The following is a 24,987-nucleotide window of genomic DNA, read 5'->3' as shown; positions in this document are numbered from 1 at the left end:
CCTCAGGACTCCTGGGTGAGGGAGACGAGCACGTCGTCCCCTTCGATCTTTACGGGGTATACGGGGACGGGGCGCGTCGCCGGGAGGGCGTCGGGCTTGCCGGAACGGAGGTCGAAACGCGAGCCGTGCAGCCAGCACTCGATGTGGCAGTCGTCCACCTCGCCCTCCGAGAGGGAGACGTTCGCGTGCGAGCAGATGTCGTGGATCGCGAACACCTCGCCCTCGGTCTGCACGATGGAGACCGGCGTGCCGTCGAGTTCCACCCGCTTCGGGGTGTCCTCCTCCAGCTCGCCCAGTCCACAGACGCGTACGAAGGTCATGCGACCGAAGCCTCCAGCTCCTCCTCGATCTTGGCGATCAGGCGCTCCTCGATGTCCGGGACGCCGATCTGCTGGACCAGTTCGGCGAAGAAGCCTCGGACCACGAGGCGGCGCGCCTCGTGCTCGGGGATGCCTCGGGCCATCAGGTAGAAGAGCTGCTCGTCGTCGAAGCGGCCGGTCGCGGAGGCGTGTCCGGCGCCGACGATCTCGCCGGTCTCGATCTCCAGGTTGGGCACGGAGTCGACGCGCGCGCCGTCGGTGAGGACGAGGTTGCGGTTCATCTCGTAGGTGTCGGTGCCCTCGGCCTTGGCCTCGATGAGCACGTCACCGATCCACACCGCGTGCGCGTCGTCGCCCTGGAGCGCGCCCTTGTAGGCGACGTTCGACTTGCAGTGCGGGGTGTTGTGGTCGACCAGGAGGCGGTGCTCCTGGTGCTGGCCGGCGTCGGTGAAGTACAGGCCGAACAGCTCGGCCTCGCCACCGGTGCCCGCGTACGACACGCGCGGGTGCAGCCGTACGACGTCGCCGCCGAAGGTGACGACCACGGACTTGAAGGAGGCGTCGCGGCCGACGAGGGCGTTGTGCTGGGCCACGTGCACGGCCTTCTCGTCCCAGTCCTGGACGGAGACGACGGTGAGCTTGGCGCCGTCGCCGAGCACGTAGTCGACGTTGGCGGCGAGCACCGCGTCACCGGTGTGGTCGATGACCACGACGGCCTCGGCGAAGGCGCCGAGCTCGATGACCTGGTGGCCGTAGGCGACGCCGCCCTCGCCGTGCACCGCGATGCGGATCGGCTCGGTGAGGACGGTCTCCTTCGGCACGGTCACGACCGAGGCCTGCTCGAAGGCGGAGTACGCCTGGGCGGCGACGCGGTCCACCGGGGTGCCCGCCTTGCCGAGCCGGGCGTCGTCGCGGCCGACGGTCTCGACGGTGACGCCCGCGGGCGCCTCGACGGCGACCTTGACGCCCTCGCCGGTGGCGACGGCGGTGCCGTCGTGCAGCCCGCGCAGGCGCTCCAGCGGGGTGAACCGCCACTCCTCCTCGCGGCCGTGCGGGACGGGGAAGTCCGCGACGTCGAAGGAGGGGGGCGCGCTCATGCGGGTGGCGACGGTCGACTCCGCGGCGACCGCGATCGAGCCCGCGGTCGTGGAACCCACGGGGATGTTCTGAGCCTCAGCCATGGCTGTCGTAGTGCTCGCTTTCCTTTACGTAAGGGGCTTGACGGAACGGCGTGGTGCTTAGCCGACCGCGCCTTCCATCTGCAGCTCGATCAGCCGGTTGAGCTCGAGGGCGTACTCCATCGGCAGCTCCTTGGCGATCGGCTCGACGAAGCCGCGCACGATCATCGCCATCGCCTCGTCCTCGCTCAGGCCGCGGCTCATCAGGTAGAAGAGCTGGTCCTCGGAGACCTTGGAGACGGTCGCCTCGTGGCCCATGGACACGTCGTCCTCGCGGACGTCCACGTACGGGTAGGTGTCCGAGCGGGAGATGGTGTCGACGAGCAGCGCGTCGCACAGCACGTTGGACTTGGAGCCCGGGGCGCCCTCGCCGATCTCGATGAGACCGCGGTAGGACGTACGGCCGCCGCCTCGCGCCACCGACTTGGAGACGATGTTGGAGGAGGTGTTCGGCGCCATGTGGACCATCTTGGCGCCGGCGTCCTGGTGCTGGCCCTCACCGGCGAAGGCGATGGACAGGGTCTCGCCCTTGGCGTGCTCGCCCATCAGGTAGACGGCCGGGTACTTCATCGTCACCTTGGAGCCGATGTTGCCGTCGACCCACTCCATGGTCGCGCCCTCGTAGGCCACGGCACGCTTGGTGACCAGGTTGTAGACGTTGTTCGACCAGTTCTGGATGGTCGTGTAGCGGCAGCGGGCGTTCTTCTTGACGATGATCTCGACGACCGCGGAGTGCAGGGAGTCCGACTTGTAGATCGGAGCCGTGCAGCCCTCGACGTAGTGCACGTAGGCACCCTCGTCGACGATGATCAGGGTCCGCTCGAACTGGCCCATGTTCTCGGTGTTGATCCGGAAGTAGGCCTGGAGCGGGATCTCCACGTGCACGCCCTTCGGCACGTAGATGAAGGAGCCGCCCGACCACACGGCGGTGTTCAGGGCCGCGAACTTGTTGTCACCGGCGGGGATGACGGTGCCGAAGTACTCCTTGAAGAGCTCCGGGTGCTCCTTCAGCGCGGTGTCGGTGTCCAGGAAGATGACGCCCTGCTCCTCCAGGTCCTCGCGGATCTGGTGGTAGACGACCTCCGACTCGTACTGGGCGGCGACACCGGCGACGAGGCGCTTCTTCTCGGCCTCGGGGATGCCCAGCTTGTCGTAGGTGTTCTTGATGTCCTCGGGCAGGTCCTCCCAGGACTCCGCCTGCTTCTCCGTGGAGCGCACGAAGTACTTGATGTTGTCGAAGTCGATGCCCGACAGGTCCGAGCCCCAGTTCGGCATGGGCTTCTTCTCGAACAGGCGCAGGCCCTTGAGGCGGAGCTTGGTCATCCACTCCGGCTCGTCCTTCTTCGCGGAGATGTCCCGGACGACGTCCTCGCCCAGGCCGCGACGCGCCGACGCACCGGCCTCGTCCCGGTCGGCCCAGCCGTATTCGTACTTGCCCAGGCCCTCGAGCTCAGGGTGGGCAGTCTCCGTGGGGAGAGTCATGCGGGGTTCCTCCCGGCCGTGCTTGCAGATGCGTTGTGGGAAATCTTGGGGATGAACGTCGTGCAGACGCCGTCGCCGTGGGCGATGGTCGCCAGGCGCTGTACGTGTGTACCGAGGAGCTCGGCGAAAAATTCCGTCTCGGCCTCGCACAGCTGCGGGAACTGCTCGGCGACGTGGGCGACCGGGCAGTGGTGCTGGCAGAGCTGCTCGCCCTGCTGGGGCCGGGGCGCGCTGCGCGCAGTGGCAGCGTACCCGTCGGCGCTCAGCGCCTTGGCGAGGGCTTCGGTCCGCTGCTCGGGCGGGGCGGCCTGGACCGCCTTGCGGTAGCTCTCCGCCTGGGCGGCGATCCTGGCGCGGGCGAAGGCGGCGACCGCCTCACTGCCGCCCTCACGCTCGGCGATCCAGCGCATGGCGTCCACGGCGAGCTTGTCGTACGACTGGTCGAAGGCGTCCCGCCCGCAGTCGGTGAGGGCGAACACCTTCGCCGGGCGCCCGCGCGTACGCGCGCCGTAGACGCGCCGTTCCCGCGCTTCCACCACGCCGTCCGTCGCCAGGGCGTCGAGGTGCCGGCGTACGGCCGCCTGGGTGAGGCCCAGGCGCTCGGCGAGCTCGGCGACGGTCGACGGCCCGTGGTCCAGGATGGAGCGGGCCACCCGGTTGCGGGTGGACCGCTCACCGGTTGCCAGTTCCTCGTGGGAGGCCGCGCCGACGTTTTTCACAACGCCATTGTTGCGTAATTCATCAGAGCCGGGCAAGCGCGGTCCGGACGCCCGGAAGGTGCGCTGCATCACTTAGGCAAACCTAATCCGACCTGCGGAAACGATCTTTGATCGATCAAATCGGCGGCGTCGCCGAGCCGAACGAGACCGGCCCGTCGCACGCGGCAGGGTGCTGGCTCGGTACACACCGTCCCCGGGAGGAGGAGTTCCTGAACCCGCCGGTCTGAGCACTCCGCCGCGTCCCTAGACTCGTGACCCATGCGAAGTGAGCCCGTGGTCCAGGTCCAGGCCCTGGTGAAGCGGTACGGTCCGAAGACCGCGGTGGACGGCCTCGATCTGGTGGCGCGGCAGGGCGTGACCGCCGTGCTCGGTCCCAACGGGGCCGGCAAGACGACCACGATCGAGACCTGCGAGGGGTACCGGCGGCCGGATTCCGGCACGGTGCGTGTCCTGGGCCTCGACCCGGTCCGGCAGTCCGCCCGGCTGCGCCCTCGCATCGGCGTGATGCTCCAGTCCGGCGGGGTCTACTCCGGTGCCCGCGCCGACGAGATGCTCCGGCACGTGGCCAGGCTGCACGCGCATCCGCTGGACGTGGACGCGCTGATCGAGCGGCTCGGGCTCGGCTCCTGCGGGCGGACGACGTACCGGCGGCTCTCCGGCGGCCAGCAGCAGCGGCTCGCGCTGGCGATGGCCGTGGTGGGACGCCCGGAGCTGGTGTTCCTGGACGAGCCGACCGCCGGTCTCGACCCGCAGGCCCGCCGCGCCACCTGGGACCTCGTACGGGACCTGCGCGCCGACGGCGTCTCCGTGATCCTCACCACGCACTACATGGACGAGGCCGAGCAGCTCGCCGACGACGTGGCGATCATCGACGCGGGACGGGTGATAGCCCAGGGCTCCCCCGAGGAGCTGTGCAAGGGGGGCGCGGAGAACACCCTGCGCTTCACCGGCCGCCCGGGACTCGACGTCGCCTCGCTGCTCAAGGCCCTCCCCCCGGACTCCTCGGCCGCCGAGCTGACCCCGGGCTCGTACCGCGTGATCGGCAAGGTCGACCCCCAGCTGCTGGCCACGGTGACGTCCTGGTGCGCCCAGCACGGGGTGATGCCGGACAGCATCTCGGTGGAGCGGCACACTCTCGAGGACGTGTTCTTGGAGCTGACGGGCAAGGAGCTGCGTTCGTGACCACGACCACCCCCGGCACCTACGCGCCGAAGCCGGGCGCCGCACCGCTCGGCCGGATGATCGCGGCCCAGGCGGCCCTCGAGACGAAGATGCTGCTGCGCAACGGTGAGCAGCTGCTGCTGACCGTGGTCATCCCCACGCTGCTGCTGGTGCTGTTCAGCACCGTGGACATCGTCGACACCGGCGAGGGCGAGGCGGTGGACTTCCTCGCGCCGGGCATCCTCGCGCTCGCCGTGATGTCGACCGCGTTCACCGGCCAGGCCATCGCGACCGGCTTCGAGCGGCGGTACGGCGTGCTGAAGCGGCTCGCCTCCTCGCCGTTGCCGCGCTGGGGGCTGATGACCGCGAAGACGGTGTCCGTGCTGGTCACCGAGGTGCTGCAGATCGTGCTGCTCACGGTGATCGCCTTCGCGCTCGGCTGGTCGCCGCAGGGCAGCCCGCTCGCGGTGCTCCTGCTGCTCGTGCTCGGCACCGCCGCCTTCTCCGGGCTCGGCCTGCTGATGGCGGGCACGCTGAAGGCGGAGGCGACGCTGGCCGCCGCCAACCTGGTGTTCCTGCTGCTGCTCGTCGGCGGCGGGGTCGTCGTGCCGCTGGACAAGTTCCCCGACGCCGCCCAGGACGTCCTCGGGCTGCTGCCGATCGCCGCGTTGTCGGACGGGTTGCGGGACGTGCTCCAGCACGGGGCCGGGATGCCCTGGGGCGACCTCGGCATCCTCGCCGTGTGGTCCGTGGCGGGGCTCGCGGCGGCGGGCGCGTTGTTCCGCTGGGAGTGAGCCCCGGTGACCGCCCCGCATGACCCGGTGACCGCCCCTGGTGCCCCGGTGACCGCCCCTCGTGAAAGCGTGCACAAGCCTCGGCCTACGATGGGACGCGTGCCGAACGTGACCCGCGCCGACGCCCTGACGGCCCTGCGCAACCCCCTCGCCTTCATCGCCGCACGCTGGACTCCGGAGCCCCGGACGGTCCGGCGGGCGGCCCTCACCGCGCTCGTGATGTCGGTGGTGATCGTCGTCACCGGCGGCGCGGTGCGGCTGACCGGCTCCGGACTCGGCTGCCCGACCTGGCCCAAGTGCACCGAGGACTCGATCCACAACACCGCCGAGATGGGCATTCACGGCTACATCGAGTTCGGCAACCGGCTGCTGACCTACGTGCTCTGCGCCGCCGTCGGCTGGGCGATCATCGCCGCGCGCTCGGAGAAGCCGCGCCGGCGGAGCCTCACCCGGCTGGGCTGGGCGCAGTTCTGGATCGTCATGGGCAACGCGGTCCTCGGCGGCATCGTGGTCCTCGTCGGCCTGAACCCGTACACGGTCGCCGCGCACTTCCTGCTCTCCTCCGCGCTGATCGCGGTGGCGACGGTGATGTGGCAGCGCACCCGGGAGGGCGACGGCGAGCCCCGGCCGCTGGTGGGCAAGGCCGTGCAGCAGCTGGTGTGGTGCCTGGTGGCCGCGTCCGTGCTGCTGATCGCGGTCGGCACGGTGGTCACCGGCGCGGGGCCGCACGCGGGTGACTCCAGCGACGTCGAGCGGATGCCGCTGGACTGGGAGACGGTCAGCAAGCTGCACGCCGTGCTGGCGTGGATCGTGGTGACGCTGACGTTCGCGCTGTGGTTCGTGCTGAAGGCGGTGGACGCGCCGAAGGGGCCGTCGCGCAGGACGCGGGAGCTGTTCGTGATCCTGCTGGCGCAGGGTGCCATCGGTTACGTGCAGTACTTCACGGAGCTGCCCGAGGTGCTGGTGGGTCTGCACATGTTCGGGTCGTGCGTCATGTGGATCTGGGTGCTGAGGGTACTGCTGTCGCTGCGGGAGCGGCCGGGCGTGGCGAACGAGGCGCCGACGGCGGCGAGCGAGGCGGGGACGCTCACCAGGGCCTGAGCCCGTCTTCCCGGGTCACTCCAGCCCGTAGACCCGTCGCGCGTTTCCCTCCGCCAGCATCACCGCCACGCGCTGCGCGTCGGGCAGGGACCAGGCGCCTTCCGCGACCCAGGTGCCGAGGACCCGGCCGAGCGCCTCGCGGAACAGGCGGGCGCCCACGACGTGCAGTTCCGGCAGCCCTTGGGCGCCGGTCGAGAAGAGGATCTTGCCGAAGGGCGCCAGCTCCAGGATCTCCGCGAGGACGCTCGCCGCGCGGGCGCCCGTGCGGGCCAGGGCGGCGCCGGAGTCGGCGTAGACGTGCGGGAAGACACCGGCGAGATGGGCGGCGTGCCGGTGGTACGGGTAGCCGTGCAGCAGGACCAGATCGGTGCCGAGGCCCGCGGTGGCCCGCGCGAAGTCGGTGAGCAGCGCGGGGTCGGTGCGGTCGATACGGGCGCCTGGGGCGCCGAGCCCCGCGTGGAGTTGCAGGGGCAGGCCCGAGGCGACGGCGATCCACAGCAGGTGCCGTAGCAGCACCGGGTCGGTCAGCTCGTCCCCCACGCGGCGCCCGGCCAGCCAGCGCCCGGCCGCACCGCGTACCTCGCCGGGCCCCGGCGGCTCGGGAGCCAGGGCGAGTCCGTGGCGTACTCCGGCGACGGAGGTGAAGGCGACGGCGTGCGCGGCGGCTCCGTGGACCGATTCGGCGAGGTTGGCGAGGAAGGACTCGACGGTGCCGGAGGTGTCGGCGACCTGCTCCGCGAGTTGCTCCAGGCGGACGATCTCGTGGGCCTCGGCGTCACCGGCGGTGGCCAGTTCGGCCGGGGCGGTGAGGTCGCCGGGGAGGCCGGTGTCGACGAGGTAGGTGGTGATGCCGCTGCCACGCAGGAGCCTGCGGCCGGCTTCCAGGACACCGAGTTCCCGGCGCCGGGCCAGGTACATCGCGGGCGGGCAGTGGGGTTCCAGGCCGAGCAGGGGTGGGCACCAGCGGCGTACGGCGAAGCCGGTCTGGGTGTCGAAGAGGGTGGTGCCGGGGGCGGGTGGGCCCTCGGTGCGGCTGAGGTGGGCCTCGAAGGTGCCGAGGCCCAGCTCTGTTCTCAGGACGCCGTGACAGTACTGGTCCACTAAGGACGGCGTTTCGATCATCCCGGGGCTCCCGGCGTGGCGCTGCGCTTGCCGGGCTTAACGAGGGAGGGGTGGGTTAAGTGGCGCGAGAGCGTCTGCGGGGTGCCGGTGCGTTCGGCGGGTGCGGGTGCGTTGTGGTTGATCGCGCAGTTCCCCGCGCCCCTTCAGCGGCGTTGTTCAGCCGCCGATTTGGATGCCGGCCATTCTTTTCCACTCGTAGGGGCCCGTCTCTACCTTCGCTGCGAACTCGCCGTCGAAGGACTCGTGCCGGGTGATGCCCGCCTTCTCCACCGCCTTCTCGGCGATGTCGTACGACGGGGCCACCAGGTCGCCCCAGTCGCCGTCCTCGCCCACGAGGACGATGCGGGCGCCGCGTTCGCCGAGGTAGGCGATCTGGCCCTCGGCGCCGCCGTGGGCCTTGGCGAAGGTGGTGATCTGCTTGGCGAGCCGGGCCGCCTTCTGCTCGGCCTTGGGGTCCGCCTGCTGCGTGTCTGCCATGGTCAGGATGCTACCGAGCGGTAGATCAATAGGCGACGGGCGAGGTTCGTGGCCTTGGCCACTCACCTCGCCCGGGTGCCTGCAAGCGGGTCGGTCAGCGCAGGAAGGGGTCCACCGCCACCGCCACGAACAGCAGCGAGACGTAGGTGATGGACCAGTGGAACAGGCGCATCTCCTTGAGCTTCGCGCCGGTCACCTCGGCCTTCGCGCGGTTCAGCAGAGCGTGTGCTTCCCACAGCCACCAGCCGCCCGCGGCCAGTGCGACCGCCGTGTAGAACCAGCCGGTGTAGCCGAGCGGGGTCAGCAGCAGGGACACGGCGACCATGACCCAGCTGTAGAGCACGATCTGCTTGGCGACCACCTTGTTGGAGGCGATGACCGGCAGCATCGGCACGCCCACGCGCGCGTAGTCGTCCTTGACCTTCATGGACAGCGGCCAGTAGTGCGGCGGCGTCCAGAAGAACATGACGAGGAAGAGGATGACCGGGGCCCACGACATCGAGTTGGTGACGGAGGACCAGCCGATCAGCACCGGCATGCAGCCGGCGATGCCGCCCCACACGATGTTCTGCGACGTACGCCGTTTGAGGATCATCGTGTAGACGACGACGTAGAACAGGAGCGCGCCGAGGGCGAGCCAGGCGGACAGCCAGTTGACCGTGAGGCCGAACAGCAGCGTGGAGACGACCGCCAGGGTGATGCCGAAGGCGAGGCACTCGCGCGGGCTGACCATCCCGGTGACGAGAGGGCGCTGCGAGGTGCGGTCCATCAGCGCGTCGATGTCCCGGTCGATGTACATGTTGAGCGCGTTGGCGCCGCCCGCGGACAGGTAGCCGCCGACGCAGGTCAGCAGCACCAGCGTCAGGTCGGGCACGCCCTGCTGTGCCAGGAACATCACCGGGACGGTGGTGATGAGCAGCAGCTCGATGATCCGCGGCTTGGTGAGTGCCACGAAGCCCTTCACACGCGCCCCGAACGGCCGCCGTGCAGGGCTCTGGCTCGTCCCCAGCATCCCCGCTGGACGGGATTCAACGGCCGTCACGCACACCCCTACAGAGACATCCCAGCGAGCCTGCCGTGTGAACAGGCGGTAAAGGCTCGCGCGTACCACGCCACTTTAGACGTTGCCCAGACCCCGGCATTCGCGGGGGTCCGCTCGTGTTGGTCACGGCCGTCGGAGGTGCGCCTTCGAGCTCGATTGAGCGCCCGGTTGAGCGGGTCCGTATTCATCTGCCGAATGCAGGTACGGCCAAGTCAGGAGGCGGATCCCCGACAGGCCCGGCAGTCTGGAACGACCCGGAAGAACGCGTGTCCTACGGGGGTAGGCTCGACCTCGCCGGTGGGCCGTCATCGGCATCCGACATGTGGAGAGGAGCCCTGACTCAGGGTGAGCACCAAGCCGACCACCACAGACCTCGAGTGGACCGAATTGGATCAGCGGGCCGTCGACACCGCTCGCATCCTGGCCGCCGATGCCGTACAGAAGGTTGGCAACGGCCATCCGGGTACGGCGATGAGCCTGGCGCCTGCCGCCTACACCCTCTTCCAGAAGGTGATGCGGCACGACCCGGCGGACGCCGACTGGGTCGGGCGGGACCGTTTCGTGCTGTCCGCCGGCCATTCGTCCCTGACCCTCTACACCCAGCTGTACCTGGCCGGTTTCGGCCTGGAGCTGGACGACCTGAAGTCCTTCCGGACGTGGGGGTCGAAGACCCCGGGTCACCCCGAGTACGGCCACACCACCGGCGTGGAGACCACGACCGGCCCGCTGGGCCAGGGTGTCGCCAACGCGGTGGGCATGGCGATGGCCGCCCGCTTCGAGCGCGGCCTGTTCGACCCGGACGCCCCGGCGGGCGAGTCGCCGTTCGACCATTTCGTCTACTGCATCGCCGGTGACGGCTGTCTGCAGGAGGGCATCAGCGCGGAGGCGTCCTCGCTGGCGGGCCACCAGAAGCTGGGCAATCTGATCCTGCTGTGGGACGACAACCACATCTCGATCGAGGGCGACACGGAGACGGCCGTCTCCGAGGACACCGTCAAGCGGTACGAGGCCTACGGCTGGCATGTGCAGCGCGTGGAGCCGCAGGAGAACGGCGACCTGGACCCGGCCGCGATCTACGCGGCGATCCAGGAGGCGAAGGCGGTCACCGACCGGCCGTCGTTCATCGCGATGCGCTCGATCATCGCCTGGCCGGCCCCGAACGCGCAGAACACCGAGGCCGCGCACGGCTCGGCGCTGGGCGACGACGAGGTCGCGGCCACCAAGCGGGTGCTGGGCTTCGACCCGGAGCGGACCTTCGAGGTGTCCGACGAGGTCATCGAGCACACCCGCAAGGCGCTGGAGCGCGGCAAGCAGGCGAAGGCCGACTGGGAGAAGTCGTTCCAGGAGTGGCGGAGCAACAACCCGGAGCGCGCGGCCGAGTTCGACCGCATCGCCGCCGGTGAGCTGCCCAAGGGCTGGGAGGACACCATCCCGGTGTTCGAGCCGGGCAAGGCGGTCGCCACCCGTGCCGCGTCCGGCAAGGTGCTGCAGGCGCTCGGCGCGGTGATCCCGGAGCTGTGGGGCGGCTCGGCCGACCTCGCGGGCTCCAACAACACCACGATCGACAAGACGTCGTCGTTCCTCCCGGCGGACAACCCGCTGCCGGAGGCGAACCCGTACGGCCGCACCATCCACTTCGGCATCCGCGAGCACTCCATGGCCGCGGAGATGAACGGCATCGCCCTGCACGGCAACACGCGCGTCTACGGCGGCACCTTCCTGGTGTTCTCCGACTACATGCGCAACGCGGTGCGGCTGTCGGCGCTGATGCACCTGCCGGTGACATACGTGTGGACGCACGACTCGATCGGCCTCGGCGAGGACGGCCCGACGCACCAGCCGGTCGAGCACCTGGCCTCGCTGCGCGCGATCCCGGGCCTGAACATCGTGCGCCCGGCCGACGCGAACGAGACCGCGATCGCCTGGCGCGAGATCCTCAAGCGCTGGACGAAGGAGTTCGGCAAGGGCACCCCGCACGGCCTGGCGCTGACCCGGCAGGGCGTGCCGACGTACGAGCCGAACGAGGACGCGGCGCGCGGCGGCTATGTGCTGCTGGAGGCCGAGGGCGGCGAGCCGCGGGTGATCCTCATTGCCACCGGTTCCGAGGTGCATGTGGCCGTCGGGGCGCGTGAGCAGCTGCAGGCCGACGGTGTGCCGACGCGTGTGGTGTCGATGCCGTCCGTCGAGTGGTTCGAGGAGCAGGACCAGGGGTACCGGGACAGCGTTCTGCCGCCGTCCGTGAAGGCCCGGGTCGCCGTCGAGGCCGGCATCGGACTGACCTGGCACAAGTACGTCGGGGACGCGGGCCGCATCGTCTCCCTGGAGCACTTCGGTGCCTCCGCCGACGGCAAGGTGCTGTTCAAGGAGTACGGCTTCACCGCCGAGAACGTGGCCGCAGCCGCCCGGGAATCGATCGCCGCAGCCCAGCGCTGACGCTCAGAGACGACACGTAGGAGATGTAATTTCCATGACAGACGCACTCAAGCGCCTCTCCGAGGAAGGCGTCGCGATCTGGCTGGACGATCTGTCCCGCAAGCGGATCACGTCCGGCAACCTGGCCGAGCTGATCGACCAGCAGCACGTCGTGGGCGTCACCACCAACCCGACGATCTTCCAGAAGGCGATCTCCGAGGGCGACGGCTACGACCAGCAGCTGTCCGACCTTGCCGCGCGGAAGGTCACCGTCGAAGAGGCCATCCGCATGATCACCACGGCGGACGTCCGCGACGCCGCCGACATCCTGCGCCCGGTGTTCGACGCCACCGGCGGCAAGGACGGCCGGGTCTCGATCGAGGTCGACCCCCGGCTGGCGCACAACACCAAGGCGACGGTCGCCGAGGCCCGGCAGCTGGCCTGGCTGGTGGACCGGCCCAACACCCTCATCAAGATCCCGGCGACCCGTGCGGGCCTGCCGGCCATCACCGAGGTGATCGGCAACGGCATCAGCGTCAACGTCACGCTGATCTTCTCGCTGGAGCGCTACCGCGAGGTCATGGACGCCTACCTGGCGGGCCTGGAGAAGGCGAAGGCCAAGGGCCTGGACCTGTCGAAGATCCACTCGGTGGCGTCGTTCTTCGTGTCCCGCGTGGACACCGAGATCGACAAGCGGATCGACGCGCTCGGCACCGACGAGGCCAAGGCGCTGCGCGGCAAGGCCGCGATCGCCAACGCGCGTCTCGCCTACCAGGCGTACGAGGAGGTCTTCTCGACCGACCGCTGGAACGCGCTGGAGCGCGAGGGCGCCAACAAGCAGCGTCCGCTGTGGGCCTCGACCGGCGTGAAGGACAAGGCGTACAAGGCGACGATGTACGTCGACGAGCTGGTCGCGCCGAACACGGTGAACACCATGCCGGAGGCGACCCTGGTCGCCACCGAGGAGCAGGGCGAGATCACCGGCAACACCGTCGCCGGCACCTACGAGCAGGCGCGCGCCGACCTGGACGCGGTGGAGCGGCTCGGCATCTCCTACGACGAGGTGGTGCAGCTCCTCGAGGACGAGGGCGTCGACAAGTTCGAGGCGTCCTGGAACGACCTGCTGAAGTCGACCGAGGCGGAGCTCCAGCGCCTCGCCCCTTCGGAGGGCTGAGACCTTGTCCTCGCTTTCCGGTCCCGGAGCGAACCCGCTGCGTGACCCGGCGGACCGACGGCTCCCGCGTATCGCGGGGCCGTCGGGCCTGGTCATCTTCGGCGTCACGGGTGACCTGTCCCGCAAGAAGCTGATGCCGGCCGTCTACGACCTGGCCAACCGGGGGCTGCTGCCGCCGGGTTTCTCGCTGGTGGGCTTCGCCCGCCGCGAGTGGCAGAACGAGGACTTCGCGCAGGAGGTCCACGACGCGGTCAAGGAGCACGCCCGCACCCCCTTCCGTGAGGAGGTCTGGCAGCAGCTCATCCAGGGCATGCGCTTCGTCCAGGGCACCTTCGACGACGACGACGCCTTCGAGCGGCTGCGCGGCACGATCGAGGAGCTCGACAAGGCGCAGGGCACGGGCGGCAACTTCGCCTTCTATCTGTCGGTGCCGCCGCGTTCCTTCCCCGTGGTCATCCAGCAGCTGAAGAAGCACGGTCTGGCCGACCAGACGGGCGGCTCCTGGCGGCGCGCGGTCATCGAGAAGCCGTTCGGGCACGACCTGAAGTCGGCCGAGGAACTGAACGCCATCGTGCACGAGGTGTTCGCCCCGGACCAGGTGTTCCGCATCGACCACTATCTGGGCAAGGAGACCGTCCAGAACATCCTGGCGCTGCGCTTCGCCAACACGATGTTCGAGCCGATCTGGAACCGGTCCTTCGTGGACCACGTCCAGATCACGATGGCCGAGGACATCGGCATCGGCGGCAGGGCGGGCTACTACGACGGCATCGGCGCGGCTCGTGACGTCATCCAGAACCACCTGCTCCAGCTGCTCGCGCTGACCGCGATGGAGGAGCCCGCCTCCTTCGACGCGGACGCGCTCGCCGCGGAGAAGACCAAGGTGCTCGGTGCCGTACGGCTGCCGAAGGACCTGGGCCGCGACACCGTGCGCGGACAGTACGCGGCGGGCTGGCAGGGCGGCACCAAGGTGCGCGGTTATCTGGAGGAGGAGGGCATCGCCTCCACCTCGAAGACCGACACCTATGCCGCGATCAAGCTGGGCATCGACAACCGCCGCTGGGCGGGTGTCCCCTTCTATCTGCGCACCGGCAAGCGGCTGGGCCGCCGGGTCACCGAGATCGCGGTGGTCTTCCAGCGGGCGCCGCACTCCCCCTTCGACACCACGGCCACCGAGGAACTCGGGCAGAACGCCATCGTGATCCGCGTCCAGCCGGACGAGGGTGTCACGGTGCGCTTCGGCTCGAAGGTGCCGGGCACGTCGATGGAGATCCGGGACGTGTCGATGGACTTCGCCTACGGCGAGTCGTTCACCGAGTCCAGCCCGGAGGCGTACGAGCGGCTGATCCTGGACGTCCTGCTCGGCGACTCGAACCTCTTCCCGCGCACCGAGGAGGTCGAGCTGTCCTGGAAGATCCTCGACCCGATCGAGGAGTACTGGGACCGCCACGGCAAGCCCGCCCAGTACCCGGCCGGTACCTGGGGGCCCGTCGAGGCGGACGAAATGCTCGAGCGAGACGGACGGAGCTGGCGCCGGCCATGAAGATAGACCTCACGGACACCACGGCCAGCAAGATCAACAAGGCACTGGTGCAGGGCCGCCGCGCCATCGGCACGCCGGCCGTCGGCATGGTGCTGACGCTGGTCATCGTGACGGACGAGGAGAACGCCTACGACGCGCTGAAGGCGGCGAGCGACGCCTCGCACGAGCATCCCTCGCGCACCCTCGTGGTGATCAAGCGCGTCTCCCGCTCGCCCCGCGACCGCACCCAGTCCCGCCTCGACGCCGAGGTGCGGGTGGGCGCGGACGCGGGCACCGGCGAGACGGTGGTGCTGCGGCTGTACGGCGAGGTCGTCGACCACGCCCAGTCGGTGGTGCTGCCGCTGCTGCTGCCGGACGCCCCGGTGGTGGTGTGGTGGCCGGTCAACGCCCCGCTGGACCCGGCCGGTGACCCGCTGGGCGCACTGGCCCAGCGCCGGGTGACCGACACCTACGCCTGCGAGCAGCCGGTACGGGAGCTCGCGGCCCGCGCCGAGGCCTACACCCCCGGTGACACGGACCTGTCGTGGACGCGCATCACGCCCTGGCGTTCGATGCTGGCCGCGGCACTGGACCAGGTCAGCTGCAAGGTGCTGGGCGTCGAGGTGGAGGGCGAGGAGTTCAACCCGAGCTGCGAGCTGCTGGCGATGTGGCTCGCGGACCGGCTGGACGTGCCGGTCAAGCGCTCCCTGTCCAGCGGGCCCGGCCTCACGGCGGTCCGTATGGACACCGACTGCGGCCCGATCGTCCTCGACCGGGCCGACGGCGCCCTGGCGACGCTGTCCATCCAGGGCCAGCCGAAGCGTGCGGTGGCGCTCAAGCGCCGGGACACGGCGGAGCTGATCGCGGAGGAGCTGCGGCGCCTCGACCCGGACGACACGTACGCGTCGGCGCTGCGGTACGGGGTGGAGCGGCTGAGGACGGCGGGTGAGCCGGTGGGTGACGCGTCGCCCAAAGGAGCCGGGGAGGAGCGTGCCGCGGTCCCCGCGCCCGTCGAGGAGGCTGCGAAAGCTCCCGCGTCCGAGGCGACGGCCGAGGCGCCGGTGAAGCAGGCGACGGCGAAGAAGGCGGCGAAGTGAGTACGGCACCGCAGCTGGTCGTGCACCGCGACAAGGAGCTGATGGCTCAGGCCGCGGCGGCACGGCTGATCACCAGGATCGTCGACGCGCAGACCTCACGGGGTTCGGCGTCGGTGGTGCTGACGGGCGGGCGCAACGGCAACGGCCTGCTGGCCGCGCTCGCCGCGGCGCCCGCGCGGGACGCGATCGACTGGGGCCGGCTGGATGTGTGGTGGGGTGACGAGCGGTTCCTGCCGGAGGGCGATCCGGAGCGCAATGTCACTCAGGCGCGTGAGGCGCTGCTGGACTCGGTGCCGCTGGATCCGAAGCGGGTGCATGCCATGCCCGCGTCGGACGGCCCCTGCGGGGGAGACGTGGACGCGGCGGCGGCCGCGTACGCGGAGGAGCTGGCGCGGGCGGCGGGGCCGGAGAACCACGGCCCCGTCCCCACGTTCGACGTGCTGATGCTGGGCGTCGGCCCGGACACGCACGTGGCCTCCCTGTTCCCGGAGCTGCCCGCGGTGCGGGAGACGGAGCGGACGGTGGTCGGTGTCCACGGTGCGCCCAAGCCGCCGCCGACGCGGGTGTCCCTCACCCTCCCGGCGATCCGGGCGGCGCGGGAGGTGTGGCTGCTGGCGGCGGGCGAGGACAAGGCCCGGGCGGCGGCGATCGCGTTGTCGGGCGCCGGCGAGATCCAGGCGCCGGCAGCGGGCGCGTACGGCAAGTCCCGCACGCTGTGGCTCCTGGACGCGGCGGCGGCGTCGCAGTTGCCGCGGTCCCTGTACCCCCCGGCGTCGGCGTAACCACCCGGGGGCTCCGCCCCCGGCCCCCCCGGTCCTCGCCCACCCACCACCCGACTCGCTTGGACAAGAGGGCACCGCAAGGGCTGAATTGCCCGTGCGGTGCCCTCTCGTCCGACCGAGTCGTGTCGCTGGTGCGGTGCCTGTGCATCCAACCGAGTCGGGTGGTGGGTGGGCGAGGGCGGGGGTCCGGGGGCGGAGCCCCCGGGACGGGAAGCGCTACTTCACCGAACCCGCCATCACGCCCTGCACGAAGTGCCGCTGGAACGCGAAGAACACCACGACCGGCACCACCAGCGACAAGAACGCCCCCGGCGCCAGCACATCGATGTTGCTCCCGAACTGCCGTATCTGCGACTGCAGCTGCACCGTCAACGGCTGCGCCGAACTGTCCGCGAACAGCAACGCCACCAGCATGTCGTTCCACACCCACAGGAACTGGAAGATGGCCAGGCTGGCGATCGCCGGCCGCCCCACCGGGAGAACCAGCCGCGTGAAGATCCGCCACTCGCTCCCCCCGTCCATCCGCGCCGCCTCCAGCATCTCCTTGGGAATCTCCGCGAAGTAGTTCCGCAGCAGGAACACCGCGAACGGCAGCCCGTACGCCACATGGAACAGCACGACACCCGGGATCGTCCCGAACAGCCCCAGCTGCCCGAAGAGTTTGGCGACCGGCAGCAGCCCGATCTGCACCGGCACGACCAACAGGGCGACCACGACGAGGAAGATGGGCTCCCGCCCGGGAAAGTCCAGCCAGGCGAAGGCATACCCGGCGAGCGCGGCGACGACCACCACCAGCGCGGTGGCCGGCACCGAGATCAGCACGGTGTTCCAGAACGCCTGCGTCATGCCGGAGTTCTCCAGCAGCGCCGAGTAGTTGTCGAAGGACAGCTGCCCGGGGCTGGTGAACACCGTCCACCAGCCCCCCTTGGCCGTGTCCTCCGCCGACCGCAGCGAGGACAGGAACAGTCCGGCCAGCGGCGTCATCCACACCAGGCCGATCACGACCAGGAAGGCCTGCACCACGCCGCTGCTCAGGCCGCGCCGGATCGCCTTCATCGCTGACTCCTCTTGAAACGCCGGACGTTGAACACCATGGCCGGGATGACCAGAAGCAGCAGCAGCACACCGAGCGCGCTGCCGAGCCCCTGGTTGTTGCCGCCGCCGAACGACACGAGCCACATCTGGGTGGCGAGCACGGTCGCGTCCTCCTGAACGGGCCCCGGCGCGATGATGTAGACGAGGTCGAAGACCTTCATCACATTGATCACCAGGGTCACGAACACCACGGTGAGGACGGGCGCGAGCAGCGGCACGGTGATCTTGCGGAAGATCTGCCACTCGTTGGCCCCGTCCATCCGCGCCGCCTCCAGCGTCTCCCGGGGCAGGGTGGCAAGCCCGGCGCCGATCAGGACCATGGAGAAGCCGGTCCAGATCCACAGGTACGCGCCGATGATCGCCGGGGTGACGAGTGTGGGCCCGAGCCAGGAGATGCCGTCGTAGGGTGCCGCGAAGTTGTCCGAGGGCAGCTTCACGGCGTACGAGCCGCTCTCGAGGCCGGTGAAGCGGAAGGACCCGTCGGCGGCGGTGGTCGTGCTCGCGACGGTCTCGCCGTCACGCACTGCCTCCACCGTCATGCCGGGCAGTCCGCTCTCGCGCGGGTCGACGACGCCCGGCTTCCCTCCGCCACCGGGCGTGAAGTCGAGGTACACGACACCGCGCACCTCGTCGGCGCCGGCCTCGGCGGCGGCCGCCTGCCGGGCGGGTTCGGCGTCGCCGGGAAGGTCCTTGGGGGCGACGCCCACCAGACCGAGTGCGGCGGTGCCGCCCGGTGAGACGTCCGCGCCGGTGACGTACGAGCCGTCCTTCTCCTTGACCAGGCCCTCCCCGTCCCGCGCACGTGCCGTCGGATAGGAGGAACCGCCCTCGAAGGCGTCGTGGATGGACACCGCCGCCGCGTTGAGGACGCCCTTGTCCGGGTCCTCGTCGTAGGCGAGCCGGAAGATGATGCCGGCCGCGAGGAAGGACACCGCCATCGGCATGAACAGCAGCAGCTTGAAGGCGGTGGCCCAGCGGACCTTCTCCACCAGCACGGCCAGGATCAGGCCGAGGCCGGTGAGCAGGGTGGGGGCGACGACGACCCAGATCGCGGTGTTGCGGATGGCGGTGAGGGTGGTCGGGTCGCGGAACATCTCGGCGTAGTTCTCGCCGCCCACGAAGGTGTTCCCGGAGGCGTCGAAGAAGCTGCGGCCGACGGAGAACAGCACAGGGTAGACGACCAGCGCGCCCAGCAGGAGCAGCGCGGGCAGCACGAACAGCAGGGCGATGACCCGGCCCCGCCGGCGCAGGCGTCGGCCGCGTGCGCCGTCGGGGTGGGCGGACGCCGGGCGCCTCGCCTCTTTCACCAGGGTGGTGGTCATGGTCAGTTCCCGTACGCCTTGGCCGCGGCGGCCTCGAGCTCGGCGGCGGTCTTCTTCGGGTCGGCCGGGTCGCGCAGGAAGTCCTGGAGGATCTTCCACTCGCCGGCGCCCTTGGTGCCGCCGAACGCGGCCGGGGCCTGGTCGGACATGTCGAAGCGGACCGAATCGCCCGCCGCGATCAGGGACTTGGCGGTGGCGCGGGTGACGTCGTCTCCGTAGGAGGCGAGGTCGAGCTTCTTGTTCGGGGAGAGGAAGCCGCCCGCCTCGGCCCAGACGGCCGCCGCCTCCGGGGAGGCCAGGTACTCGACGAGCGCCATGCCGGCCTTGGAGTTCTTGCCGTCCTTCAGGACGACGGCCGCGTCGCCGCCGCTGACCACGGGTGCCTTGCCGTCGCCGACCGGCGGGAAGGGGAAGAAGTTCGCGTCGGTGCCGATGGTCTTGCCGAACTGGTCCTTGGCGACACCGGCGACGAAGTCGCCCTCGTAGACCATCGCCGCGTCGGGCTCGGGGCCGAAGACCTTCTCCACGGAGCCCGGGAAGTCGGTGTTGAGGGCTTCCTTCTGGCCGCCCGCGATGAGCTGCTTGTCCTTGAACAGCTTGCCGAGGGTGGTGAGCGCCTCGACGACCGTCGGGTCGGTCCACTTGATCTTGTGGGCGGCGAGGGCGTCGTACTTCTCGGGGCCGGCCTGGGAGAGGTAGACGTTCTCGAACCAGTCGGTGAGCGTCCAGCCGTCCTGACCGGCGACGGAGAACGCGGCGAGGCCGGAGTCGGAGATGGTCTGCCCGTTCTTCAGCATCTCGTCGTAGGTCTTGGGCGCCTTGACTCCGGCCTGTTCGAGGGCCTCAGGGCTGTACCAGACGGTCGACTTGTGGGCGGCCTTGAAGTAGAGGCCGTACAGGGTGCCGTCGACGCTGCCGTAGTCCTGCCAGACCTTCGCGAAGTTGCCGCCCACGGCGGACTTCACCTTCTGGTCCAGCGGCTTGAGCCAGCCCTTCTCGGCGAACTGCTTGAGCACGCCGACCTGCGGGACCATCACGACGTCGGGGGCGTTGCCGCCCTCGATCTTGCTGCCGACGACGGTGGAGACGTTGTCGCCGGTGGAGATGAACTGTGTCTTGGCGCCGGTCTTCTCGGTGAAGGCGTCCAGCACCTTCTGGAAGTTCTTCTGCTCGCTGCCGGTCCACACACCGGCCACGGTGACGGTCTGTCCGCCGAGCGCCTTGTCGCCGCCGCCGGCCGCGACGGGCTCGTCGCCGCCGCAGGCGGTGGCGGTCAGGGCGAGGACGAGGGCGGTGCATCCGGTGAGCAGGGTGGTACGTCGGGTACGTCGCATCTTCGTTGATGTCCCTTCGGGATACGGGTGGTGCCGGAGGCGGGTCTTCAGGAGTCGCTGATCCACCAGGCGGCGGTGGAGCCGGGGAGCACCCCGGCCGGGCAGGGTCCGCTGGCGAGCAGCGGGGTGCCGGGGGCCGGGGCGGGTACGGGGGCGGTGCCGAAGTTGACGGCGCACACCAGGTCGTCGCCGCGGACGAAGGCGAGCACGCCGGGCTGGGTGTCCAGCCAGCGCAGCGTGCCCTCGCCCAGCTGCGGGAGCGCGGCGCGCAGTTGCAGGCCGTCGCGGTAGAGGTGCCAGAAGGACTGGGTGTCGGCGAGGGCGCGGTCGGTGGCGTACTCGGCGAAGTACTCGGGCTGCGGCAGCCAGGGCTTGGCGCCGCCGTCGCCTGCGGTGAAGCCGAACGGGGAGGCCTGCCCGGACCAGGGCAGCGGCACCCGGCAGCCGTCGCGGATGCGGGCGCGGCTGCCGGTGCGGCGGAAGATCGGGTCGGTGAGGACGTCGTCGGGCAGGTCGACGACCTCGGGCAGGCCCAGCTCCTCGCCCTGGTAGATGTACGCGGCGCCGGGCAGCGCCAGCATCAGCAGCGCGGCGGCGCGGGCGCGGGCGGCGCCGAGTCCGCTGCCCTGCGGGGTGGGCTCGCCGTAGCGGGTGACGGTGCGGACCTGGTCGTGGTTGTTGAGGACCCAGGTGACGGTGGAGCCGGTGCCGGCGATGTCCTGCATCGCCTCGGATATGACCTTGCGGAAGGCGTCGGCGTCCCAGGGGGCGCCGAGCAGGTCGAAGAAGAACGCCTGGTGCAGCTCGTCCGGGCGGACGTACTGGGCGTGCTCGCGGGCGGTGGGCACGGACACCTCGCCGACCAGGAGCCGTTCGCGGCCGTCGCGTTCCCGGTACTCCTCGCACAGGGCGCGCCAGTGCCGCCACACCTCGTGCACCTCGGGCTGGTTCCAGGCGAGCGGGTTGACCGAGTCGCGGGTGCGGGCGTCGGCCTCGGGGTCGTCGGAGTCGGGCAGCTCGGGGTGCTTGAAGAGACCGGCGGCGACGTCGATGCGGAAGCCGTCGACGCCCCGGTCCAGCCAGAAGCGCAGGGTGCGGTCGAACTCGGCGGCGACCTCGGGGTTGCGCCAGTTCCAGTCGGGCTGTTCGGGCGTGAACATGTGCAGGTACCACTGGCCGGGGCGGCCGTCCGCCTCGGTGACGCGGGTCCAGGCGGGGCCGCCGAACATGGCGTGCCAGTTGTTGGGCGGTTCGCCGCCGTCGGGGCCGCGGCCGTCGGCGAAGTGGAAACGGGCGCGTTCGGGGCTGCCGGGCGGGCTGTCCAGGGCCGCGCGGAACCAGGGGTGCTCGCTGGAGCAGTGGTTGGGGACGATGTCGAGCAGCACCTTGATGCCGAGCCGGCGGGCGGCGCGGACGAGCAGGTCGAACTCGGCGAGGTCGCCGAAGACCGGGTCGACGTCGCAGTAGTCGGCCACGTCGTAGCCGTGGTCGTGCTGCGGCGAGGGGTAGAAGGGGCTCAGCCAGATCCCGTCCACGCCGAGCTTCTTCAGATAGGGCAGGCCCGCCCTGACCCCGGCGAGATCGCCGATGCCGTCACCGGTGCTGTCCAGGAAGCTGCGGACGTACACCTGGTAGATCACCGCGTCGCGCCACCAGTTGTGCTTGCTTGACATGCATGCATGTTAGGTAGCGGTGTCGCGGGGGTGTCAATGAAAAGAACACAGACTACTGCCCAGTCGGGGCGCCAAATCGGTACTTTTGCGGGCACTCCGGAGTCAGATGAGATGTGCGCGTTACATAACAGGTAACTAGCGATGGGAGACGGCGGCGAGCTCGCGCGCCAGCCTGCGCACCGCGGCCTCGGGCGTCTGCCGCCCGGTCATCGCGTCGTGCACGACCGCCTGCACCACCAGGCTGACCTGGTCGTAGTGCGGGCTCTTGGGGCGCGGCGCGGCGGCGAGCACGCTCTCGCGCAGGGTCGGCAGATACGGGAACTGCCGGACCAGCTCCGGATCGTCGTACAGTGCGGCCCGTACCGGCGGCAGCGCGCCGCGCGTGAGGACCTGGCGCTGGACCGGCTCGCTGGTGAGGTACGCGATCAGGCGCGCGGCGGTGTCGGGGTGCCGGGCGTGGGTGCCGACGGCCAGGTTGGAGCCGCCGAGGACGCTGGTGCCCGGCCCGTCGGGTCCGGGCAGCGGTACGGCGCCGACCTTGCCGGCGACCTTCGATCCGGGCGCGGAGGCGGCGACGTAGGCGTAGGGCCAGTTGCGCAGGAAGAGCAGCCGGCCGTCCTGGAAGGCCTGCTTGGACTCCTCCTCCTTGTACGTCAGCGCCTCCTTCGGGATCCAGCCCTCGCGCACCCCACGCGCCAGGAACCCGATGCCCTCGCGGGCGGCCCGTGAGTTCACGGTGACCCGCTCGCCCTCGTCGCCGAGGATGGTGCCGCCCGCCGAGTAGACGGCCTCGGCCGCGTTCACGGTCAGGCCCTCGTAGGGCAGGAACTGGCCCGCGTAGCCGTCGAGGCCGTACTTCGGCGCGAGGGTCTTCGCGGCGCGCTCCAGATCGGCCCAGGTGCGCGGCGGCGGCACGCCCTCCTTCGCCAGGACGTCCTCGCGGTACAGCAGCAGCCCGGCGTTGGTGACGTACGGGACGGCGTACAGCCGGTCGTCGTAGGTCGCGGTGTTCACGACCGGCCGCAGGAAGGTGTCCAGCGGGAAGCGGTCGCGCGGCAGCGGGCGGATCCAGCCGGCGGCGGCGAACTCGGAGGTCCAGCTGACGTCGATGTTCAGCACGTCGAACCGGCCGCTCTCGCCGCGGCGCAGATCGGTGATCATCTGCGCCCGGGTCTCGTCGGCGGAGTCGGGCAGCTCGACGAGGGTGACCTTCTCGTCGGGGTGGGCCCTGTTCCAGCCCTGGAGCAACGGGCCGAGATAGCCGGTGAGATCGCCGGCCGTCGCGAGGGTCACCGGTCCACGACCGCTGCCGGCGGGCTCGTCGGCACTGGCTCCGGCGGCGACGTAACCGGTCAGGACCACGACCAGCACAAGAAGGCCCCTACCCGCGGCACGGATCCACCGCATAGGTTCCTCCCTGTACACCGGCCCCCGGGCACCCTCGTCCGGGAGTCAGAGGCCATGTATACCTGTTAGGTATGCGCGATACTAGGGCCTGCGGCACATTGACCAGATGCGAGGAGGAGAGCTCGAGTGCGGCTGCCCCTCCTGGCCCTGCTCGCCCGCGGTCCGGCCCACGGCTACGAGCTCAAGCAGGACCTTGAGCAACTGCTGGGCTCGGCGTACCCTCAGCCGAACGTCGGCCAGATCTACGTGACCCTCGGCCGCCTCGAGAAGTCGGGACTGATCGAGGGCGAGGACGTCGAGCAGTCCAGCCGGCCCAACAAGAAGGTCTACCACCTCACCGACGCCGGGCGCGAGGCGCTGCGCGCCTGGTACGAGGAGACGGCGGACGAACCGCGGGTGCGGGACGAGTTCTTCATGAAGCTGGCCCTCGCCCCGCAGACCGGACTCGCCGACCAGATCGCCCTGATCAACAAGCAGCGCCGCCAGTACCTCAACACCATGCGGGAGCTGTCGAAGCTCGCCGCCGCCGAAGACCGGGACAACCGCGTCGCCCATCTGCTGATCGAGGGCGCGATGCTGCACCTGCAGGCCGACCTCGACTGGCTGGAACGGTGCCAGGAAGAGCTGGAGGAGCTGGAGTGAGCGAGAGCACCGCTCCCGTGCTGCGCGCCGAAGGCCTGGTCAAGACCCACCACGGCGAGGGCGCCCCGGCGCATGCCGTGCGCGGGGTCGGTCTTCGGGTGGAGCGCGGCGAGTTCGTGGCGGTCACCGGCCCGTCCGGCGCCGGCAAGTCGACGCTGCTGCATCTGCTCGGCGGCCTCCAGCGCCCCGACAAGGGCAGCATCTGGCTGGACGGCGAGTGCACCGACGCCTACAGCGAGGCCCGCTGGGCGGTGGAGCGCCGCAAGCGCATCGGGATCGTCTTCCAGTTCTTCAACCTGGTCTCCGATCTGTCGGTCGCCGACAACGTGGAGCTGCCCGCCCTGCTCGCCGGGGTGCCGCCGAAGAAGGCCCGCGCCGAGCGGGAGGCGCTGCTGGCCGAGCTGGGCCTGGACGGCAAGGAGCGCAGCATGCCGGGCGAGCTGTCCGGCGGTGAGCAGCAGCGGGTCGCGCTGGCCCGCGCCCTGGTCAACCACCCTCCGCTGCTGCTGGCCGACGAACCCGCGGGCAGCCTGGACAGCAAGGGCACGCGTGAGGTGATGCGGCTGCTGTCCCGCTTCCACCAGCGCGGGCAGAGCATCGTCCTCGTCACGCACGACGCCCGGCTGGCGAGCGCGGCGGACCGGGTGATCAGCTTCTTCGACGGGCGGATCGTCGACGACGCCGAACTGCACGGCACGCCGTCGCGCGGCAAGGGCATCTCCGGGGTGCTGGAGCTGAAGGACTGACATGCGGGTGCTGTCCGACCACCGCTGTCCGAGGGGTTGAGGTCCGTGCGAGCCACCCTGCGCTGGGCGCACTCCGATCTGCGTACGCATCGCGGTGAGGCGCTGTTCCTGGTCCTGGCCACCGCGGGCATCGTGGTGTCCCTGCTGCTGGCCACCGCCCTGTTCGGCTACGCCACCAACCCCTGGCAGCGCGTCTTCGCCCAGGCGCACGGCGCGCACGTCACGCTGCACACCACCGGCGCGGCCGACGCCGGAAAGCTCGCCCGGCTGGAGGGGGTGCGGGACGTCGCCGGCCCCTACCCGACCGCCTCGGTCACCGTCGCCTCGCGCGGCAGCCGTGCCTCGGTCGAGCTGCGCGGCACCGGCGAACGGCCCGGCGTCGGCC

22 protein-coding genes and 1 pseudogene are annotated in these 24,987 nt (G+C 70.5%); 11 read left to right on the top strand and 12 right to left on the bottom strand.

What is annotated here, in order from left to right:
• Positions 1-2: 2 nt before the first annotated feature.
• Genes N4P33_RS12335 through N4P33_RS12320 form a run of 4 tightly spaced genes read right to left on the bottom strand, consistent with a single transcriptional unit; the run spans position 3 to position 3,699 of the window.
• On the bottom strand, positions 3-320 hold the full coding sequence (locus N4P33_RS12335) for a non-heme iron oxygenase ferredoxin subunit (RefSeq protein WP_260826422.1): 318 nt from the start codon (positions 318-320) through the stop codon (positions 3-5).
• Positions 317-1,501 (bottom strand): Fe-S cluster assembly protein SufD, encoded by a 1,185-nt coding sequence (sufD, locus tag N4P33_RS12330; RefSeq protein ID WP_260826421.1) that lies wholly within the window; start codon positions 1,499-1,501, stop codon positions 317-319. The genes N4P33_RS12335 and sufD overlap by 4 nt, the downstream gene beginning before the upstream one ends.
• 57 nt (positions 1,502-1,558) lie before the next feature.
• Positions 1,559-2,980 carry a Fe-S cluster assembly protein SufB gene (sufB, locus tag N4P33_RS12325; protein WP_260826420.1) on the bottom strand — a complete coding sequence of 474 codons (1,422 nt, stop codon included), beginning with the start codon at positions 2,978-2,980 and terminating at the stop codon, positions 1,559-1,561.
• Positions 2,977-3,699, bottom strand: a complete 723-nt coding sequence (locus N4P33_RS12320; RefSeq protein ID WP_260826419.1) for a metalloregulator ArsR/SmtB family transcription factor — start codon at positions 3,697-3,699, stop codon at positions 2,977-2,979. The genes sufB and N4P33_RS12320 overlap by 4 nt, the downstream gene beginning before the upstream one ends.
• Positions 3,700-3,957: 258 nt before the next feature.
• Here N4P33_RS12320 and N4P33_RS12315 point away from each other — a divergent pair, with 258 nt between their 5' ends.
• From N4P33_RS12315 to N4P33_RS12305, 3 genes are all read left to right on the top strand, one after another.
• Positions 3,958-4,881, top strand: a complete 924-nt coding sequence (locus N4P33_RS12315) for an ABC transporter ATP-binding protein (protein ID WP_260826418.1) — start codon at positions 3,958-3,960, stop codon at positions 4,879-4,881.
• Positions 4,882-4,937: 56 nt separating this feature from the next.
• Positions 4,938-5,654 (top strand): ABC transporter permease, encoded by a 717-nt coding sequence (locus tag N4P33_RS12310; protein ID WP_260826430.1) that lies wholly within the window; start codon positions 4,938-4,940, stop codon positions 5,652-5,654.
• Between the two features lie 90 nt (positions 5,655-5,744).
• Complete coding sequence (locus tag N4P33_RS12305) at positions 5,745-6,755, top strand: heme A synthase (protein ID WP_260826417.1); 1,011 nt, start codon at positions 5,745-5,747, stop codon at positions 6,753-6,755.
• A gap of 15 nt (positions 6,756-6,770) precedes the next feature.
• Here N4P33_RS12305 and N4P33_RS12300 read toward each other — a convergent pair whose 3' ends face one another.
• From N4P33_RS12300 to N4P33_RS12290, 3 genes are all read right to left on the bottom strand, one after another.
• Positions 6,771-7,877 carry an amidohydrolase gene (locus tag N4P33_RS12300; protein ID WP_260826416.1) on the bottom strand — a complete coding sequence of 369 codons (1,107 nt, stop codon included), beginning with the start codon at positions 7,875-7,877 and terminating at the stop codon, positions 6,771-6,773.
• A gap of 156 nt (positions 7,878-8,033) precedes the next feature.
• Complete coding sequence (locus N4P33_RS12295) at positions 8,034-8,354, bottom strand: hypothetical protein (RefSeq protein ID WP_260826415.1); 321 nt, start codon at positions 8,352-8,354, stop codon at positions 8,034-8,036.
• 94 nt (positions 8,355-8,448) lie between these two features.
• On the bottom strand, positions 8,449-9,366 hold the full coding sequence (locus N4P33_RS12290) for a heme o synthase (RefSeq protein ID WP_260826429.1): 918 nt from the start codon (positions 9,364-9,366) through the stop codon (positions 8,449-8,451).
• 375 nt (positions 9,367-9,741) lie between these two features.
• Between N4P33_RS12290 and tkt the strand changes: the two genes are divergently transcribed.
• From tkt to pgl, 5 genes are read left to right on the top strand one after another with little or no spacing between them, the layout of a single operon-like run.
• Entirely contained in the window at positions 9,742-11,829 is a 2,088-nt protein-coding gene (tkt, locus tag N4P33_RS12285) for a transketolase (RefSeq protein ID WP_260826414.1), read from the top strand.
• 34 nt (positions 11,830-11,863) lie between these two features.
• Positions 11,864-12,982, top strand: a complete 1,119-nt coding sequence (gene tal / locus N4P33_RS12280; RefSeq protein ID WP_260826413.1) for a transaldolase — start codon at positions 11,864-11,866, stop codon at positions 12,980-12,982.
• A gap of 4 nt (positions 12,983-12,986) precedes the next feature.
• The gene (zwf, locus tag N4P33_RS12275; protein ID WP_260826412.1) at positions 12,987-14,525 is read left to right on the top strand and encodes a glucose-6-phosphate dehydrogenase; all 1,539 of its coding nucleotides are present in this window, start codon (positions 12,987-12,989) and stop codon (positions 14,523-14,525) included.
• Positions 14,522-15,601: a glucose-6-phosphate dehydrogenase assembly protein OpcA gene (opcA, locus tag N4P33_RS12270; protein ID WP_260826411.1), complete on the top strand. Its 1,080-nt coding sequence runs from the start codon at positions 14,522-14,524 to the stop codon at positions 15,599-15,601. The genes zwf and opcA overlap by 4 nt, the downstream gene beginning before the upstream one ends.
• Positions 15,598-16,383, top strand: coding sequence for a 6-phosphogluconolactonase (pgl, locus tag N4P33_RS12265; protein ID WP_260826410.1), 786 nt, complete (start codon positions 15,598-15,600; stop codon positions 16,381-16,383). The genes opcA and pgl overlap by 4 nt, the downstream gene beginning before the upstream one ends.
• A 216-nt stretch (positions 16,384-16,599) precedes the next feature.
• Here pgl and N4P33_RS12260 read toward each other — a convergent pair whose 3' ends face one another.
• The 5 genes from N4P33_RS12260 to N4P33_RS12240 form a co-directional block, all read right to left on the bottom strand.
• A complete protein-coding gene (locus N4P33_RS12260) occupies positions 16,600-17,439 on the bottom strand; it encodes a carbohydrate ABC transporter permease (protein ID WP_260826409.1) in 840 nt (279 codons plus the stop codon).
• Entirely contained in the window at positions 17,436-18,800 is a 1,365-nt protein-coding gene (locus N4P33_RS12255; protein WP_260826408.1) for an ABC transporter permease subunit, read from the bottom strand. Before N4P33_RS12255 ends, N4P33_RS12260 begins: the two co-directional genes overlap by 4 nt.
• Before the next feature lie 2 nt (positions 18,801-18,802).
• Positions 18,803-20,134, bottom strand: a complete 1,332-nt coding sequence (locus N4P33_RS12250; protein WP_260826407.1) for an ABC transporter substrate-binding protein — start codon at positions 20,132-20,134, stop codon at positions 18,803-18,805.
• Positions 20,135-20,181: 47 nt separating this feature from the next.
• Entirely contained in the window at positions 20,182-21,807 is a 1,626-nt protein-coding gene (locus tag N4P33_RS12245; RefSeq protein ID WP_260826406.1) for a glycoside hydrolase family 13 protein, read from the bottom strand.
• A 135-nt stretch (positions 21,808-21,942) separates the two neighbouring features.
• Complete coding sequence (locus tag N4P33_RS12240) at positions 21,943-23,214, bottom strand: ABC transporter substrate-binding protein (protein WP_260826405.1); 1,272 nt, start codon at positions 23,212-23,214, stop codon at positions 21,943-21,945.
• Between the two features lie 126 nt (positions 23,215-23,340).
• On the opposite strand from N4P33_RS12240, the gene N4P33_RS12235 reads away from it, so the two are divergent.
• The 3 genes and pseudogenes from N4P33_RS12235 to N4P33_RS12225 all read left to right on the top strand — a co-directional run.
• On the top strand, positions 23,341-23,856 hold the full coding sequence (locus N4P33_RS12235; protein ID WP_260826404.1) for a PadR family transcriptional regulator: 516 nt from the start codon (positions 23,341-23,343) through the stop codon (positions 23,854-23,856).
• Positions 23,853-24,602 (top strand): ABC transporter ATP-binding protein, encoded by a 750-nt coding sequence (locus N4P33_RS12230; protein WP_260826403.1) that lies wholly within the window; start codon positions 23,853-23,855, stop codon positions 24,600-24,602. Before N4P33_RS12235 ends, N4P33_RS12230 begins: the two co-directional genes overlap by 4 nt.
• 45 nt (positions 24,603-24,647) lie before the next feature.
• A pseudogene (locus tag N4P33_RS12225) lies at positions 24,648-24,987 on the top strand (ABC transporter permease); the annotation flags it as partial.

The sequence above is a fragment of the Streptomyces sp. 15-116A genome, assembly GCF_025290915.1.
Lineage (GTDB): Bacteria > Actinomycetota > Actinomycetes > Streptomycetales > Streptomycetaceae > Streptomyces.
This window is presented reverse-complemented; position numbering and strand designations above follow the sequence as displayed.

Coding starts and splice junctions, on each gene's coding strand:
- N4P33_RS12335 (WP_260826422.1), bottom strand. CDS start 320: ATGACCTTCGTACGCGTCTGTGGACTGGGCGAGCTGGAGGAGGACACC.
- sufD (WP_260826421.1), bottom strand. CDS start 1,501: ATGGCTGAGGCTCAGAACATCCCCGTGGGTTCCACGACCGCGGGCTCG.
- sufB (WP_260826420.1), bottom strand. CDS start 2,980: ATGACTCTCCCCACGGAGACTGCCCACCCTGAGCTCGAGGGCCTGGGC.
- N4P33_RS12315 (WP_260826418.1), top strand. CDS start 3,958: ATGCGAAGTGAGCCCGTGGTCCAGGTCCAGGCCCTGGTGAAGCGGTAC.
- N4P33_RS12310 (WP_260826430.1), top strand. CDS start 4,938: ATGATCGCGGCCCAGGCGGCCCTCGAGACGAAGATGCTGCTGCGCAAC.
- N4P33_RS12305 (WP_260826417.1), top strand. CDS start 5,745: ATGGGACGCGTGCCGAACGTGACCCGCGCCGACGCCCTGACGGCCCTG.
- N4P33_RS12300 (WP_260826416.1), bottom strand. CDS start 7,877: ATGATCGAAACGCCGTCCTTAGTGGACCAGTACTGTCACGGCGTCCTG.
- N4P33_RS12295 (WP_260826415.1), bottom strand. CDS start 8,354: ATGGCAGACACGCAGCAGGCGGACCCCAAGGCCGAGCAGAAGGCGGCC.
- N4P33_RS12290 (WP_260826429.1), bottom strand. CDS start 9,366: ATGCTGGGGACGAGCCAGAGCCCTGCACGGCGGCCGTTCGGGGCGCGT.
- tal (WP_260826413.1), top strand. CDS start 11,864: ATGACAGACGCACTCAAGCGCCTCTCCGAGGAAGGCGTCGCGATCTGG.
- opcA (WP_260826411.1), top strand. CDS start 14,522: ATGAAGATAGACCTCACGGACACCACGGCCAGCAAGATCAACAAGGCA.
- N4P33_RS12260 (WP_260826409.1), bottom strand. CDS start 17,439: ATGAAGGCGATCCGGCGCGGCCTGAGCAGCGGCGTGGTGCAGGCCTTC.
- N4P33_RS12255 (WP_260826408.1), bottom strand. CDS start 18,800: ATGACCACCACCCTGGTGAAAGAGGCGAGGCGCCCGGCGTCCGCCCAC.
- N4P33_RS12250 (WP_260826407.1), bottom strand. CDS start 20,134: ATGCGACGTACCCGACGTACCACCCTGCTCACCGGATGCACCGCCCTC.
- N4P33_RS12245 (WP_260826406.1), bottom strand. CDS start 21,807: ATGTCAAGCAAGCACAACTGGTGGCGCGACGCGGTGATCTACCAGGTG.
- N4P33_RS12240 (WP_260826405.1), bottom strand. CDS start 23,214: ATGCGGTGGATCCGTGCCGCGGGTAGGGGCCTTCTTGTGCTGGTCGTG.